Source organism: Sedimentibacter acidaminivorans, from assembly GCF_017873955.1.
Classification (GTDB): Bacteria; Bacillota; Clostridia; order Tissierellales; family Sedimentibacteraceae; genus Sedimentibacter; species Sedimentibacter acidaminivorans.
In genome coordinates, this window is sequence record NZ_JAGGKS010000002.1 from 90,869 (window position 1) to 105,871 (window position 15,003).

16 protein-coding genes are annotated in these 15,003 nt (G+C 29.6%); 2 read left to right on the forward strand and 14 right to left on the reverse strand.

From position 1 onward, the window contains the following. Positions 1-10: 10 nt before the first annotated feature. The 14 genes from spoIVA to J2Z76_RS03730 form a co-directional block, all read right to left on the reverse strand. Complete coding sequence (gene spoIVA, locus J2Z76_RS03665; protein ID WP_342455014.1) at positions 11-1,513, reverse strand: stage IV sporulation protein A; 1,503 nt, start codon at positions 1,511-1,513, stop codon at positions 11-13. Between the two features lie 134 nt (positions 1,514-1,647). Next, the gene (locus J2Z76_RS03670; protein WP_209510652.1) at positions 1,648-2,646 is read right to left on the reverse strand and encodes an NAD(P)H-dependent glycerol-3-phosphate dehydrogenase; all 999 of its coding nucleotides are present in this window, start codon (positions 2,644-2,646) and stop codon (positions 1,648-1,650) included. A 29-nt stretch (positions 2,647-2,675) separates the two neighbouring features. Then, on the reverse strand, positions 2,676-3,257 hold the full coding sequence (plsY, locus tag J2Z76_RS03675) for a glycerol-3-phosphate 1-O-acyltransferase PlsY (RefSeq protein ID WP_209510653.1): 582 nt from the start codon (positions 3,255-3,257) through the stop codon (positions 2,676-2,678). 78 nt (positions 3,258-3,335) lie between these two features. Continuing rightward, positions 3,336-4,655: a ribosome biogenesis GTPase Der gene (gene der / locus J2Z76_RS03680; protein ID WP_209510654.1), complete on the reverse strand. Its 1,320-nt coding sequence runs from the start codon at positions 4,653-4,655 to the stop codon at positions 3,336-3,338. A 19-nt stretch (positions 4,656-4,674) separates the two neighbouring features. Next, entirely contained in the window at positions 4,675-5,982 is a 1,308-nt protein-coding gene (locus J2Z76_RS03685; RefSeq protein WP_209510655.1) for a DUF512 domain-containing protein, read from the reverse strand. A 94-nt stretch (positions 5,983-6,076) separates the two neighbouring features. Then, positions 6,077-6,424, reverse strand: coding sequence for a hypothetical protein (locus tag J2Z76_RS03690; protein WP_209510656.1), 348 nt, complete (start codon positions 6,422-6,424; stop codon positions 6,077-6,079). A 130-nt stretch (positions 6,425-6,554) separates the two neighbouring features. Next, on the reverse strand, positions 6,555-6,725 hold the full coding sequence (locus tag J2Z76_RS03695) for a 4Fe-4S binding protein (protein WP_209510657.1): 171 nt from the start codon (positions 6,723-6,725) through the stop codon (positions 6,555-6,557). Positions 6,726-6,838: 113 nt separating this feature from the next. Next, the gene (locus J2Z76_RS03700) at positions 6,839-7,723 is read right to left on the reverse strand and encodes a PSP1 domain-containing protein (RefSeq protein ID WP_209510658.1); all 885 of its coding nucleotides are present in this window, start codon (positions 7,721-7,723) and stop codon (positions 6,839-6,841) included. Beyond that, entirely contained in the window at positions 7,695-8,714 is a 1,020-nt protein-coding gene (locus J2Z76_RS03705; RefSeq protein WP_209510659.1) for a DNA polymerase III subunit, read from the reverse strand. The genes J2Z76_RS03700 and J2Z76_RS03705 overlap by 29 nt, the downstream gene beginning before the upstream one ends. Positions 8,715-8,731: 17 nt before the next feature. Next, positions 8,732-9,064 (reverse strand): cyclic-di-AMP receptor, encoded by a 333-nt coding sequence (locus tag J2Z76_RS03710; protein WP_209510660.1) that lies wholly within the window; start codon positions 9,062-9,064, stop codon positions 8,732-8,734. A gap of 13 nt (positions 9,065-9,077) precedes the next feature. Beyond that, the gene (gene tmk / locus J2Z76_RS03715) at positions 9,078-9,689 is read right to left on the reverse strand and encodes a dTMP kinase (protein ID WP_209510661.1); all 612 of its coding nucleotides are present in this window, start codon (positions 9,687-9,689) and stop codon (positions 9,078-9,080) included. A 1-nt stretch (position 9,690) separates the two neighbouring features. After that, entirely contained in the window at positions 9,691-11,118 is a 1,428-nt protein-coding gene (locus J2Z76_RS03720; protein ID WP_209510662.1) for an aminotransferase class I/II-fold pyridoxal phosphate-dependent enzyme, read from the reverse strand. 473 nt (positions 11,119-11,591) lie between these two features. After that, positions 11,592-11,861: a pro-sigmaK processing inhibitor BofA family protein gene (locus J2Z76_RS03725; RefSeq protein ID WP_209510663.1), complete on the reverse strand. Its 270-nt coding sequence runs from the start codon at positions 11,859-11,861 to the stop codon at positions 11,592-11,594. A 190-nt stretch (positions 11,862-12,051) separates the two neighbouring features. After that, on the reverse strand, positions 12,052-12,384 hold the full coding sequence (locus J2Z76_RS03730; protein ID WP_209510664.1) for a PadR family transcriptional regulator: 333 nt from the start codon (positions 12,382-12,384) through the stop codon (positions 12,052-12,054). A 260-nt stretch (positions 12,385-12,644) separates the two neighbouring features. On the opposite strand from J2Z76_RS03730, the gene J2Z76_RS03735 reads away from it, so the two are divergent. Continuing rightward, the gene (locus tag J2Z76_RS03735) at positions 12,645-13,124 is read left to right on the forward strand and encodes an NADH-quinone oxidoreductase subunit NuoE family protein (RefSeq protein WP_209510665.1); all 480 of its coding nucleotides are present in this window, start codon (positions 12,645-12,647) and stop codon (positions 13,122-13,124) included. Next, positions 13,125-15,002: an NADH-quinone oxidoreductase subunit NuoF gene (locus tag J2Z76_RS03740; RefSeq protein ID WP_209510666.1), complete on the forward strand. Its 1,878-nt coding sequence runs from the start codon at positions 13,125-13,127 to the stop codon at positions 15,000-15,002. The last annotated feature ends 1 nt before the right edge of the window (position 15,003 follow it).

Here is a 15,003-nt window from a genome sequence, read left to right on the forward strand (position 1 = left end):
AGATTTATGATTATATTATTAAAAAAATAATGCTTCCTGTTCCATCATTTACTATTTTTTCTATTGTTTTCTTAAGTTTCTTTCTTGCATTTTCAGGCATTCCAGTTAATTTTACTTGAAGTTGTTCTTCAACAAGATTATACAATGTCTTTCCAAATATCTCTGCATCCCAAATACATTGCGGATTATCCCTACTTTGCTCAATTAAATGATTTATTAAATCTTCGCTTTGAGCCTTACTACCAATTACTGGTGATACCTCGGTATTTAGGCTGGCATTAAATATATGAAGTGATGGTGCTTGAGCTTTGATTTTAATTCCATATCTGCTACCATCTTTAAATACTTCTGGTTTATCTATTGTCATATCTGAAATTCCAGGAGTTACATAACCATAACCTTTTGTTCTTGCATCATTAATTGCTACTTCAACACGATTATATTCATCTCTTGAATTAGAAAGATCACTTATAAGTTTCAGTATTTGATGCTCTCCTGTAATTTCTTCCCCACAAAGTTCACTGATTACTTTATAATAGAAAGCATTGTCAATGTCAATTTTCATATTTATTTTTCCAGTACCAAGTTCAATATCCTTTACATAATAATCTTCTACATAATCATTTTCTTCAGAGAAAATTTTCGTAGCATCAAAATCACTTAATTTATAACACTTACTAAAATCCTGTTTTAAAGTTTGTATTAAGTCATATTTTAATTTATGCTCATATGTAAGTCCGTCAAACCATTTAGGTAAATCAACATTTATTTCTTTAATTGGAAATTCGTATAGTACATCTTCAAGCACTTCTTCAATATCATCTGTTTTTAAATTCAAGCAATCTACAATTCTTATAGGTGCATCATATTTTTCCTTTAATTGTTTTGAAAGTTCAATCGTATTATCATTCTCAGGGTGAGTGGTATTTAAAATAATTACAAATGGCTTATTAATTTCTTTTAGTTCTCTTACAACTCTCTCTTCAGCCATTATATAATTATCTCTGTTAATGTCTGTAATACTCCCATCTGTTGTAACTAATACACCTATTGTAGAATGATCTTTTATAACTTTTTTTGTTCCTATTTCAGCTGCTTCTGCAAATGGTATTGGATCTTCATTCCAAGGAGTACTTACAAGTCTTGGAATTTCTCCTTCCATATTTCCTATTGCTCCTGGAATCATATAGCCAACACAGTCAATAAGTCTTAATTTAGCACTTATATTATCCTTAAATGTCACTTTTACAGCATTTCCTGGAACAAATTTAGGTTCTGTAGTTGTAACTGTTTTGCCTGTACCGCTTTGAGGCATTTCGTCTTTTGCCCTTTCTTTAATGTATTCGTCATCTATATTTGGAAGCATAACATTTTCAGAAAACCTTCTTATGAATGTTGATTTTCCTGTTCTAACAGGACCTACTATGCCCAAATATATTTCACCCTTAGTTCTTTTTGCTATATCTTCATATATATCTAAATTAGTAATAATAATCCCCCCTCTAATTAATATACACTTTCACATACAATAATTTATATGCCTGTTTTGCAGTCTTTATTCCAAAAACAATTAAAAAAATAAAAAAGCCTCAAATATATATAATATATATATTTAAGACTATCTATCAAAAGAACACAAAATACTCCCTACAATTTTTCATCCTTTTTTTCTCTTATCATCAATTTGTTGACCGTGTCTTTTACATCTGCGTTATTTTCAAGTATATCATACATTGCGTCAACTATAGGCATGTCAATGTTAAGATTTTTTGCAAGGTCATATGCTGCATACGTAGTTGAAATACCTTCTACAACCATACCAACTTTTTTAACTGCTTCATCTTTAGTATATCCTTGACCTATTAGGTACCCTGCACTTCTATTTCTTGAATGTAAACTAGTACAAGTAACTATTAAATCTCCTATACCTGAAAGTCCAGAAAACGTATGAATATCAGCTCCTAACGCAACACCCAGCCTTGCTATTTCTACTATTCCTCTATTCATAAGCGCTGCTTTTGCATTATCACCATATCCAACACCATCAGAAATACCTGCACCTAGTGCAATAATATTTTTTAAGGCTCCCCCCAGTTCAGCCCCAATCACATCACCATTCGTATATACCCTAAAATATGTTGACATAAATAAATCTTGAATCAATTCACCAGTAACCTTGTCTTCACACGCTACCGTAATAGCTGTCGGCATTGATAAACCAACCTCTTCAGCGTGGGAAGGACCTGTTAATACTGCAAACTTACAATTTCTTGTTTCTTGAGAAACTATTTCAGATACTCTATTTAAAGTTCCAACTTCAATACCTTTAGAAGCATTAATAACTATTTTGTCATTTTTATATTCACCTTTTATTTGTTTCAATGTATTCCTAACAACTTGAGTAGGGGTAACAATTAAAATAACACCTGCATTTTTTACTGCTTCATTTATGTCTGTAGTAAAAACTATATCTTGAGGTATTTTTACATTGGGTAAATACTTTTTATTGATTCTGTCGTCACTTAATTCTCTACAATGCCTTTCATCTCTAATCCATACTTTAACCTTATTATTATTTTCAGAAAGAAGCTTAGACAAAGCTGTTCCCCAACTACCTCCGCCAAGCACTGCAATTTGTGTATTCATAAATAACCCTTCTCTCACTTATATACTTTTTATAATTTATTTTCTTTACCAGATATTAATCTTTTTATATTTTCTTTATGTCTATAAATAGACAATAGAACTATAGACAGGCAAAAAACAAAAAGCTGTGTGTTAAATGGTCTAACAAATATTATGATTACTATAGGTGCTAAAGACATCCCAATTATTGAGCCGAGAGAAACCATTCTAGTCGCAAAAGCAATGGTCAAGCCTATTGCAAAACATATTAGAGTTACAAATATATTTATTGTTAACATCACTCCAACTGTAGTTGCAACGCCTTTGCCTCCCTTAAAGTTTAAAAGCACAGGCCAATTGTGTCCAATAATAACAAATGCCCCAGCAATATATCCACCTATTTCACCGCTAATTGTTTTCCCAATTAAAACAGCTATAACACCTTTTAGTACATCTCCAACAAATACCCATACTCCGATTTTAGCGCCAAAAGCTCTAATAGCATTTGTAGTTCCTGAATTTCCACTACCATATTCTCTTACATCTTTCTTCAAAATAAATTTACCAAGTATATATGCAAATGAAAGATTACCTATTAAATATGATATTATAACAATAATAATGTAATTCATACAAATCTCCTCTCAATAATTATGAGCATACAGGGTCATCTGCCACTACGTTTACATGCGATGGTCGTCTGCATATAATTATTTTTCATTTCTACTTCTAAATTCCATAACTATAGGTGTGCCTTTATACTCAAATGATTCACGAATTTTATTTTCTAAATATCTTTGATATGAAAAATGTACGATGGTACTATCATTTACAAATATCACAAACTTAGGCGGGTTAACTGACACTTGTGTTCCATAGAAAATTTTCAACTTTTTACCCTTAACTGTTCGTGGCTGATTCATTAAAACAGCCTCTATCAAGATATCATTTAAAACACCTGTTGATACTCTTAGAGTTCTAAAAGAATAAACTTCGTTGACTGTTTCGAGAATTTTATTAACTCTTTGTCCAGTAAGCGCTGAAGTTGTTAAAATTGGAGCATAAGTCATATAAGCAAATTGATTTCTAATATCATCATTGAATTTCTTAAAAGTTTTTTCATCCTTTTCTATTAAATCCCACTTATTCACAACTATAACCATGCCTTTAAAATTATCATGAGCATATCCTGCTATTCTAATATCCTGATCTGTAATTCCTTTATCAGCATCAATTACTAACACGCAAACATCGGCTCTTTCAACAGCAGTAAACGCTCTAAGAACACTATATTTTTCAACAGCTTCGCTAACTCTACTCTTCCTTCTAATCCCTGCTGTATCTATAATTGTATATTTTTGATTATTTTTTTCAAATTCTGTATCTATTGCATCTCTAGTTGTTCCTGGAACATCACTAACAATAACTCTATCTTGACCAATGATTTTATTAATTATTGATGATTTACCAGCATTAGGTTTTCCTATTACTGCTATTTTGATTCTATCTTCTTCATCCTTGGTATCAGAATCATCATCAAATTTTGATATAACAATATCAAGAAGATCTCCTAATCCCAAAGCTTCTGTCGAAGAAATTGCAATTGGTTCTCCAAGTCCAAGGTTATAAAATTCATAAATATTATTGTTGTTTACATACTTGTCTATTTTATTACACACTAATATTATTTCTTTTTTTGATTTACGAAGCATTTGTGCTACTTCAGCATCTGCAGAAGTTACACCTTCTTTCCCATCAACCATAAAAAGAACAATATCAGCTAATTCAATAGCTATTTCCGCTTGTATCCTCATTTGCGACAATATATTATCAGTAGTATTAGTTTCAATTCCTCCAGTATCTATCAAAGTAAAATGTTTATCTAACCATTCTCCTTCAGAATAAATTCTATCTCTTGTTACGCCTGGTGTATCTTCCGTAATGGAAATTCTTTTACCAGAAAGTCTATTAAAAAGTGTAGATTTTCCAACATTTGGTCTACCTACTATCGTTACAACTGGTCTTGCCATTATTTCTTCCTCCGTTATTTTATTGCATAATAAAGTTGATTAATTCCTCACCATCAACCTTCAATACATTTACTTTCGTTTTCAATTCCTTTTCTAAATCTTCAACAGTTAAATCATCAAGAAAAACTCCATTTTCATCATTTAACATACAACTAGGAATTAATATTTGCCCACAGTCTTTATGCTTTAACTGTTTTATAATATCTTTTCCAGTAACTAATCCAGCTACAGTTATTTTTTCTCCAAAAAAATTATTAACAATTTTCTCAACATTTATTTTAACATTAACTTTTTTCATAATTTTTTTAGATACAACGCTTAACAAATAATATGCTGCAACACCAGTCACAATAGTTATTTCTTTTTCATTATTCACTTTCTTTTCTACATATTCAATTTTCTTTAAACAATTATCTATTTCCCATTCAAATAACCTGCATAACCCTATTCCATTTTCGAGTTGGTCAAAATTTTCATATTCTCTATAATGCGGAAATTTTTTCCCACTTGCAATATAAAATTCATCAGCTATAAAAACAAACCTCGTTTTTAATTTGCTATACATTTCATCTTGAAGTATAGTAACTTGTTGTACTAAGTTAGAGGAACTTTCTTTATCAAATGGCTTAATTTCAAAAAGTTTATCCCTAAAATCTGTTAATCCTACAGGAACTACAGCTACACTTCTTAAATTAGGGTGGAGTTTTGATAAGTCTCTAATAGTTTTATCTAATACTTTCCCATCATTTACGTCTCTAACTAAAACTACTTGACAATCTACAGTTATTCCAGCATCTGTAAGTCTAGACAAATATTTTATTATATCTATGTCTTTGTTATTACCCATCATGAATTTTCTTAATTCACTGTCAGTAGTATGTACTGATACTTTGATTGGACTAATTCTGTATCTAATTATTCTACTGATTTCATCTTCAGACAAATTTGTAAGTGTGATAAAATTACCATATAGAAAAGATAATCTTGTGTCATCATCTTTTAAATACAAAGTTTTTCTCATTCCTCTAGGCATTTGATCTATAAAACAAAATATACAATTATTAGAGCAAACCTTAATATTGTCCATTAGAGGATTTTCAAAAACAATCCCTAAGTCCTCATCATATTCTTTTTCTACTTCAAATTCCCAAAGTTCACCATCCTTTTTCATAATTTTCAAAAAAACTGTATCGTCAGAAATTTGAAACTTGTAATCTATATAATCAACAATTTCGCAGTCATTTACACTTATTAATTCATCTCCTGGCTCAAGTTCTAATTCTTCAGCTATACTATTTTTTAATACCTTTACAATATTATTTTTCATATTTGTTGTTCACAACCTTTTTATATTTAAGCAAATTACTATTCCACATTATAACATATAGTACAATTATACTGCAATGTTATTATTAGCAAATTTATATTCTTTCCGCTCTCTCATTGTCATCAACTTTATTAGATGATTTATATTTTGCTCTAAGTGCAGTAAATATTTTTTTACCGCTAACATCCTTAATTCCATTCTTCTGCAAATTATAATCAACTATCTCGCTTATTTTGCTCCTTTTATTTTGAAGTACAGCACTTACATCCCATGGAGTTTCAAGAATAGTTTTTCTATCATATTCAAACTTTTCAATACTCTTATACTTAGTATCATCATAATTTAGTTCTTCAATATCATTAATCAACATAGGCACTTCCTTTTCATCAAGAACTATTTGTACTAATGTTTTTTGTTTATCCAAACCATTTATTTCTTTCATCAATTATCTCCTTTAAATTTAATATATTATTTTTAATCTATTTATACATTATAATACCACATGGTAACAATTTTAATCAAAAATCTTCCAACAAAAAAAGCCTCATATAAGGCTTTTTCCAAATTATTTATTATTCCTGTACTGGAGCTTCAACAGGACATACGCTAGCGCATGCACCACAATCTATACAAGCAGCAGCATCTATTACGTATTTATCATCTCCAGCAGTAATAGCTCCAACTGGGCATTCTGGTTCACATGCTCCACAACTAATACATGCATCAGTAATTTTATAAGACATTTAAATTTCACCTCCCCATTATTTTTATCAGTTATTATTTTAACATTAATCTATGATATTTAAAAGCCTTTTTTTAAAATAAGTTGAAATAATTTAATTATTTCTATATTTCACTAATCCTCTAGCTCCATTAACTCTTTCATATCAACTTCTTCTACTCTTTTTACCTTAATAACGCCTTCTTCTAGAACCCTTAATTCAGATCCGTTAAGCTCTTCTATTTCACCTGTTCCATCTTCTTTATGAAGTTTAACCTTAGCAGTTTTAAACAAAGGGTTAATGTCTATTACAATACCTCGTTTGTTAGTTCCTACAACAACAACTTTATCACCTACATCAGGTAGACATTTAATATTCTCCTCGTATACATGATGCTCATAATTTAGACAACACATGAGTCTTGAACAAATACCTGATATTTTTGCAGGATTCAAAGACAATTTTTGCTCTTTAGCCATTTTAATAGAAACTGGATAAAATTCCCCTAAAAATGATGAACAGCACATTGGCCTTCCACATGGTCCTAGGCCACCTATCATTTTCGCCTCATCTCGTACTCCTATTTGCCTAAGCTCTATTCTAGTTCTAAATATTGATGCCAAATCTTTTACAAGCTCTCTAAAATCAATTCTCCCATCAGCTGTAAAATAGAATATTACCTTATTATTATCAAATGTATACTCAATGTCAACAAGCTTCATTTCTAGATTATGCTCTTCTATTTTTTTAGAACATATATCAAAAGCTTGTTGTTCTTTTTCTTTGTTCTCTTGATTGCACTTTATATCTTCAGCGGTTGCCAATCTTAAAACTTTTTTAAGAGGCTGTATTATATCTTCTTCTTTAACTAGCTTAGGACCTACTACTACTTGCCCATATTCAATACCCCTTACAGTTTCTACTATTACAAAATCACCATCTTTTATCCACTTTTTATCAGGATCAAAATAGTATATTTTGCCCGCTTTTTTAAATCTTACGCCAACTACCTTTATCATATTTAAAGACCTCCTGAATCTTAAGCAACATTCTGTCTATAGTAAGCTTATAATTTACATTGTTTTTTATATTATCACTTATACGTTGTAAATTCTCAATTAAATCATCCGAACTATCGTTTCTCATATATTTAGCATGTTCTTTTGCTAGTTCTAAATAGTCTTTATTTATTAAGAGCCCTTCCATTTTGTTTTTAACAAATGTAACGTCTCTAATCCACAACATCAAAATTTCAATAATTTCATCTATATTATCTTTTTGTTCTTCAAAGTATTTTTCAAAATCAAATATTATTCCTGAATCAGTTTTAATTATATTATCAAAAAGTTCGATTACAACTTTACGTTTTTCTATTATATCATCTTTTTTTGTTATTATATTTATTGCTTTATTTAATATACCTTTAGAATAATAAGCTATAACTGCTGCCATTACAATATCAACATTGTATTTTTCTATTAAAAAATTTTTTATCTCATTTTTATTTATATCTTTAAATTTTATAACTTGACATCTAGATATTATTGTAGGAATCAGCAAATTAATATTATTTGTTAAAAGGATTATAATGGAATCCTTGGGAGGTTCCTCCAAAGTTTTTAGAAATGTATTAGCCGCTTGAGGCGTCATTTCATGACTATCCTTTATAATATATACTTTCTTACTTGCTTCATAAGGTTTTTTATTTATTGACTCTATTAATTTATCTATATCTTCTCTCTTAATTGTTTTTTCATCAAGATTAATTACATGTAAATCTGGGTGGTTCATTGAATTAAACTTTATACAATCACCACATATATTACATGGTTCTTCATTAATTTTAAAGTTATTACAAAATAGGGATTGAGCAAATACTAAAGACAGTTCGTATTTACCCATACCCTTAGGTCCTTCAAATATATAGCAATGAGAAACATTGTCATTATTAATTGTATTTATCAATGATTTCTTAGTATCATTTTGACCAGCTATATCGCTATAATACATGAAAACCTCCAACAAATTTAAATTTTTTCAAATCTATCAACAGAATTTACAAAAACTACAGCACCACCTACAGTTACTTCGATGGTTTGTGGTAAATATCCGCCTACAGTGCTAAATGAACTTGGAGGGATTGCTGCTGTAACCTTTTTTTTAGTTTTACAAATTTTTCTTATAATTTCTATTTCTTCTTCAACTCTATCATCATCAACTCCTGATAATATAGTTGTATTACCAGAACTTAAAAAACCACCAGTTGAAGAAAGTTTTGTGCAAGAAAAACCTTTTTCTCTAAGTGATGATATTAATTTATTTGCATCATCATTTTGTACAATTGCAGTAATCATTTTCATTTTAATTTCCTCCTTATAAATTATTTATAATACTCTTGACATCTTCAAAAATTTCATCTACAGATCTCTGTGCATCAATGGTTATAATATTAGAGTAATTATTAGCAATTTTTTTATAACCTTCATAAACAGATTTATGGAATGAAATGTTTTCGTTTTCAATCCGATCTCCTCCGTCTATATTTAGTTTTCTTTCTAATGCTTTTTTAGGGTCTATGTCAAAAAACAAAACCATATCAGGATTAAGTCCTGAAGTGCCAAAATCATTAATCTTCTTTATTTCTTCTATTCCTAGATTTCTACCTATCCCTTGATAAACAAGACTTGAATAAACATATCTTTCACTAATTACTATTTTACCTGATTTAAGCCATGGGATTATTTTTTGAGAGACAAGCTGTGCTCTAGCCGCAGCATAGAGCAAAGCTTCAGTCTTATAATCCATTTCTTTATTACTCTTGTCCAATATAAGATCTCTAATTTTTTCACTTATATTGGTACCCCCAGGTTCTCTAGTAAATTCAATTTGTCTTCCTTTTGCACTAAAGTATTCACCAATCTTTTTAGCTATTGTACTTTTTCCAGCACCATCGGGACCTTCAATTACTATGAACAAACCTTTCATTTTATATCACAACTCTCAATTGATTATTTTTATCAACGCCATTTACATTTATACCATTTTCAAGCATTGTTTTTACATATTCTATTGTTTTTTCAACTATTATTTCACCAGGACAAACTAAAGGAATACCTGGTGGATATGGTATTATAAATTCTGCCGCTGTTCTACCAATACTTTCATCTAAATCAACGAGCTTATTCTGAGCATAAAACGCTTTACGCATTTTCATTGCATGAACTTGATTAGGAAATGGTTCTATTTGAACCAATTCTCTTTTGTCTTTATTTTTACTTTCCTCTAAATAAATTTCTTTTACAGCATCAAATAATCTCTCTATATCTTCAGGTTCATCTGTTGCTGTAATATAACCTACAGTATACATCAAATCCGCAAATTCCATTTGTATATTATATTTATACCTAAGAATATCTTGAAGTTCTGTTCCTTGTATACCAAGATCTGACATACTTATAACTGCTCTAGTTGGATCGAAATCATAACAACCTTCGCTTATAAGAAAATCATCTTCTAAAACATTTATACCCATATTCCTAAGCTCTAAAGTTTTTCTCTTAAATACATCTATATTTCTATCTAATCTTTCCTCACCATATTTATTCATCCAATGTACAGAATTTTCAATTGAAGCCATCAGTACATATGATGGTGATGTTGTCTGTAGCATTCTAAGCATTGTTTCAATATTATTTACATCAACTCTATCCGAGCATATATGCAAAATTGAACCCTGTGTCATACAAGGAAGTGTTTTATGAGAACTTTGAGCTACTATATCAGCACCAGAAACTTCTGCTGCCGGAGGCAATTTTTTACTAAAGTTCAGATGACAACCATGGGCTTCATCTATCATTAAAATTTTACCATATTTGTGAACTATTTCTGCAGCTTTTTCTACATCAAAACAAATACCATAAAACGTTGGATATGTTAAAACTACCATTTTTATTTCAGGTTCATCTACTAACATTTGTTCTAACTTTTCTAAACTTATACTAAAATTCAAACCATGTTTTTTGTTAAATTCAGGATACAAATAATCAAGTTTTAAATCTCCTAATATACAAGCATTATAAACTGATTTATGACAATCTCTTTGAACTAGAATTTTATCACCAGGATTAGTACATCCTGTTATTGCTGAAATAATTCCACACGATGTTCCATTTACAACCATATATGATTTTTTGGCACCGTATGATTTTGCAATGAATTCCATTGCATTTTTTATAAAACCAGTTGGGTAATGCAAATTATCTGTTCCTATAGTTTCTGTAATGTCATAAAAACCAAGATTATTGCCTATTTCATCTAAAATCCCACTTTTACCTTTGTGTCCAGGCATGTGGAAATTAGTATCTACTTCACTTCGATACTGCTTAATACCCGAAATAATATTCATTTTATCCATTGTTTTTTATCTCCCGTTAAATATTCTTTTAAAACGATTTGTAACTTGTTTAAAAATAAATTTATACATGACTTTTATTATATAACAATAACTTAGTCTGTATATTGGGATTAGTATTCATCTCCTTATTAATTTATATTCATCTCCACCTAATCTTTATCATTAGCGGTAAATATTAGTGTAATTAAAGCTTTTATTGTCTAACTCCCTTTTGTTTCTTTTTTTAGATATGTTTTTTATTGTATGCAATGTTTCTACTATTAAAACAACCATTATAGTAATAACCATAAAAACAATTGAAAATAAAACAATAATTTCTATCCACAATTTTATCACCTTCGGTTATAATTTTATTTATGCTTATTTTTATAAGTGTATATATTATATAACAGCATACCTATATTGTCCAATAAAAATTCATTATCATTAAAACATTGTTCCCTAACCAATTACAACAGTGACTCTCATATCAATTATAGTATCAATTTAATTGCTAAAATAGCTATGAAACCTGGCACTCCCAAAAGTCCTACAATTAAAGCAGTTATCTCATTTACTCCAATATTAACCCCTGTTAATTGACCAAAAAAATTAAATAATATAATCAAAAAACCACCTATTAATGCATTGAGCACAAATTTTCCAACAATTTTAAATGGAATCACCAAAATCCAAGATAACATAAAAATTAACATTATTCCAGCTGAATAAGCTAACACAATACCTATATCTGCTCCAAACACAAGACAACCTCCTCATATTAATAATATCTTACTTTATATTATGAAGTTGTCCTTAATTTTATGTCACACTTACCATTTATTATGTTTTAATTTCTAATGTTTAAATAATATCATTCATTATAATACATACTATAATAATGTCAATAATAAATATTATCATTGTCTAAACTTATATTAATTATACTTAGTTTTATACATTACTTCCAATAATCATATTAACTTTTGTAGAAAATTCATTCCATTCCTTTTTTTTAGTGTACAAATATGTTTTTCCCTTTTTTGTTATCTTATGATATTTTCTAGTTCTACCATTTTCCATTTTATAAGGATATGACTTGATTAATCCTTCTTTTTCCAAACTATGTAAAATTGGATAAAGTGTACCTTCTTTTACAACAAATGTCCCATACGATTTTAAATTTAATTCTTGTATTATTTCATATCCATATTTATCTCCGCCTTCTATAATAGATAATACCAACATCTTAGTACTTCCTGAAATTAAACTTTTATCAACTTTCATAAATTCACCCCTAGTTTATTATACATAGATAATCTATGTTACTATTGTACATAGATGTCCTATGTATGTCAAGGTATTTTATTATTTAAATTAACTTTATGTATATTATAGCATTATCAAATAAACTGCAAACGTGAGCATTTATAATATAATATTTTTCCACTTGTTTTATTAAAGATTTGCTTGATTATATTCATTTAATTTGTTATATTATTAACAAATTAAGACAACAAAATTTATATTACGAAAGGAATATTATTATGTTCAATGCAGAAGTAAAGGAAAAGGTTGATGAAATTGTTATTCGACATAATTGCAACAAGAAGGAACTTATTAATATTATTCAAGAAATCCAAAAGTTATATCGCTATTTACCTGAGGATGTTTTGAAGTATATTGCTTTTAAATTAGATATTAGTGATGCTAAAATCTATGGAGTCGCTACATTTTATGAAAATTTTTCACTAGAACCTAAGGGAAAGTACATCATAAAAATTTGTGATGGTACTGCTTGTCATGTTAGGAAATCAATTCCAATATTAAATGCTATCAGAAAAGAATTACATCTTAATGATAAAAAAAATACAACGGATGATTTTTTATTTACCGTAGAAACTGTTTCTTGTTTAGGTGCTTGTGGACTAGCTCCTGTTATAACAATAAATGACCAAGTTTATCCTAAAGTTACACCACAATTCGTTGTTGAACTTATAAATGACATAAAAAAGGAGGCTATTTAAATGCTTATAAAAAATTATAAAGATTTAATTTCATTTGCTGATACCTTCAAAAATTCTTTAGAAAAACAATCAATAAAAGTACTTGTTTGTGCTGGTACAGGATGTTTAGCTGGAGGATCTCTAGCTATTTATGAAAAAATTAAAAAATTAGTTAAAGAAAATGGACTTTTAGTAGATGTTGATTTATTGAAAGAAGAAAAAGGAATTGGAGTAAAAAAAAGTGGATGTCACGGTTTTTGTGAAGCTGGTCCACTTATAAGAATAGAGCCATTTAATTATTTATATTTACATGTTAAACTAGAAGATTGTGAAGATATAGTAAATCATACATTGATTAACGGTACTCCCGTAGAAAGACTAATGTATAAAGATAATAATAAATTATATAAAACTCAAGAAGAAATACCATTTTACCAAAAGCAAACTCGTATCGTTTTAGGTAATTGTGGTAATATGGATGCAGAAAATATTCAAGAGTATATAAGTAAAGATGGTTATAAGGCTGCTGCTATAGCTCTTACTTCTATGGATTCAAAAGAAATATGCAAACAAATATCAGATTCAGGTTTAAGAGGCCGAGGTGGTGGCGGTTATTTAGCAGGAAAAAAATGGAGTCAAGTTTTATCACAAAACAACCCTACTAAATATGTTGTATGTAATGGTGATGAGGGTGATCCTGGTGCATTTATGGATAGAAGCATCATGGAGGGTGACCCTCATAAAATAATCGAAGGAATGCTAATTGGTGGTTTTTCTACAAAAGCTAACACAGGATATATTTATGTAAGAGCTGAATATCCAATGGCTGTAGAAAGATTGAGAATTGCAATAAATCAGGCAAGAGAATATGGGCTATTAGGAGAAAACATCTTAGGATCCGGTTTTGATTTTGATATTCATATTAATCAAGGGGCTGGAGCTTTTGTATGTGGTGAAGGAAGTGCCTTAACTGCTTCAATTGAAGGTGAAAGAGGTATGCCTCGTGTTAAACCACCAAGAACTGTAGAACAAGGTTTGTTTGGATGCCCTACCGTATTAAATAACGTTGAAACATTTGCTAATGTTCCTATCATAATTTTAAATGGTGTAGAAGAATTTAAAAAGTATGGAACTAAGAATAGCTCTGGTACTAAGGCTTTTGCTTTAACTGGTAATGTAGTTAACACTGGATTAATAGAAGTACCTATGGGCACAACATTAAGAGATATAATATTTGATATTGGAGGAGGAATACCAAACGGAAAAAGCTTTAAAGCTGTTCAAATTGGTGGACCCTCTGGTGGATGTCTCACATTTGATGAATCATATCTTGATTTACCACTTAGTTTTGACTCCCTAAAAAAAGTAGGAGCTATGATTGGGTCAGGTGGTATGGTTGTAATGGATGAAGATACCTGCATGGTTGAAGTTGCAAGATTCTTCATGAGCTTCACTCAAAGAGAAAGTTGTGGTAAATGCATACCTTGTAGAGAAGGTACAAAAAGAATGCTTGAAATTCTCGAAAAAATAGTTGCTGGAAATGGTACAGTTGATGATTTAGAACTTTTAAAAGATATAGCTGATACTGTCAAAAATACTGCTTTATGCGGCCTTGGTAAAACTGCTGCCAATCCAGTTTTAAGTACACTGAATTTATTCCATGATGAGTACTTAGCACATGTTGTAGATAAAGTGTGTCCAGCTAAAGTGTGTAAGGGATTATCAACTATTTATATAGATGCTAACCTGTGCAAAGGATGTAGCAAATGTGCCAGGAATTGCCCTGTTGATGCGATTTCAGGAAAAGTCAGAGAACCATTTGTTATAGATAGCAAAAAATGTATTAAATGTGGTGCTTGTATAGAAGTTTGCTCTTTTAGAGCTATATTGGAGGTATAAC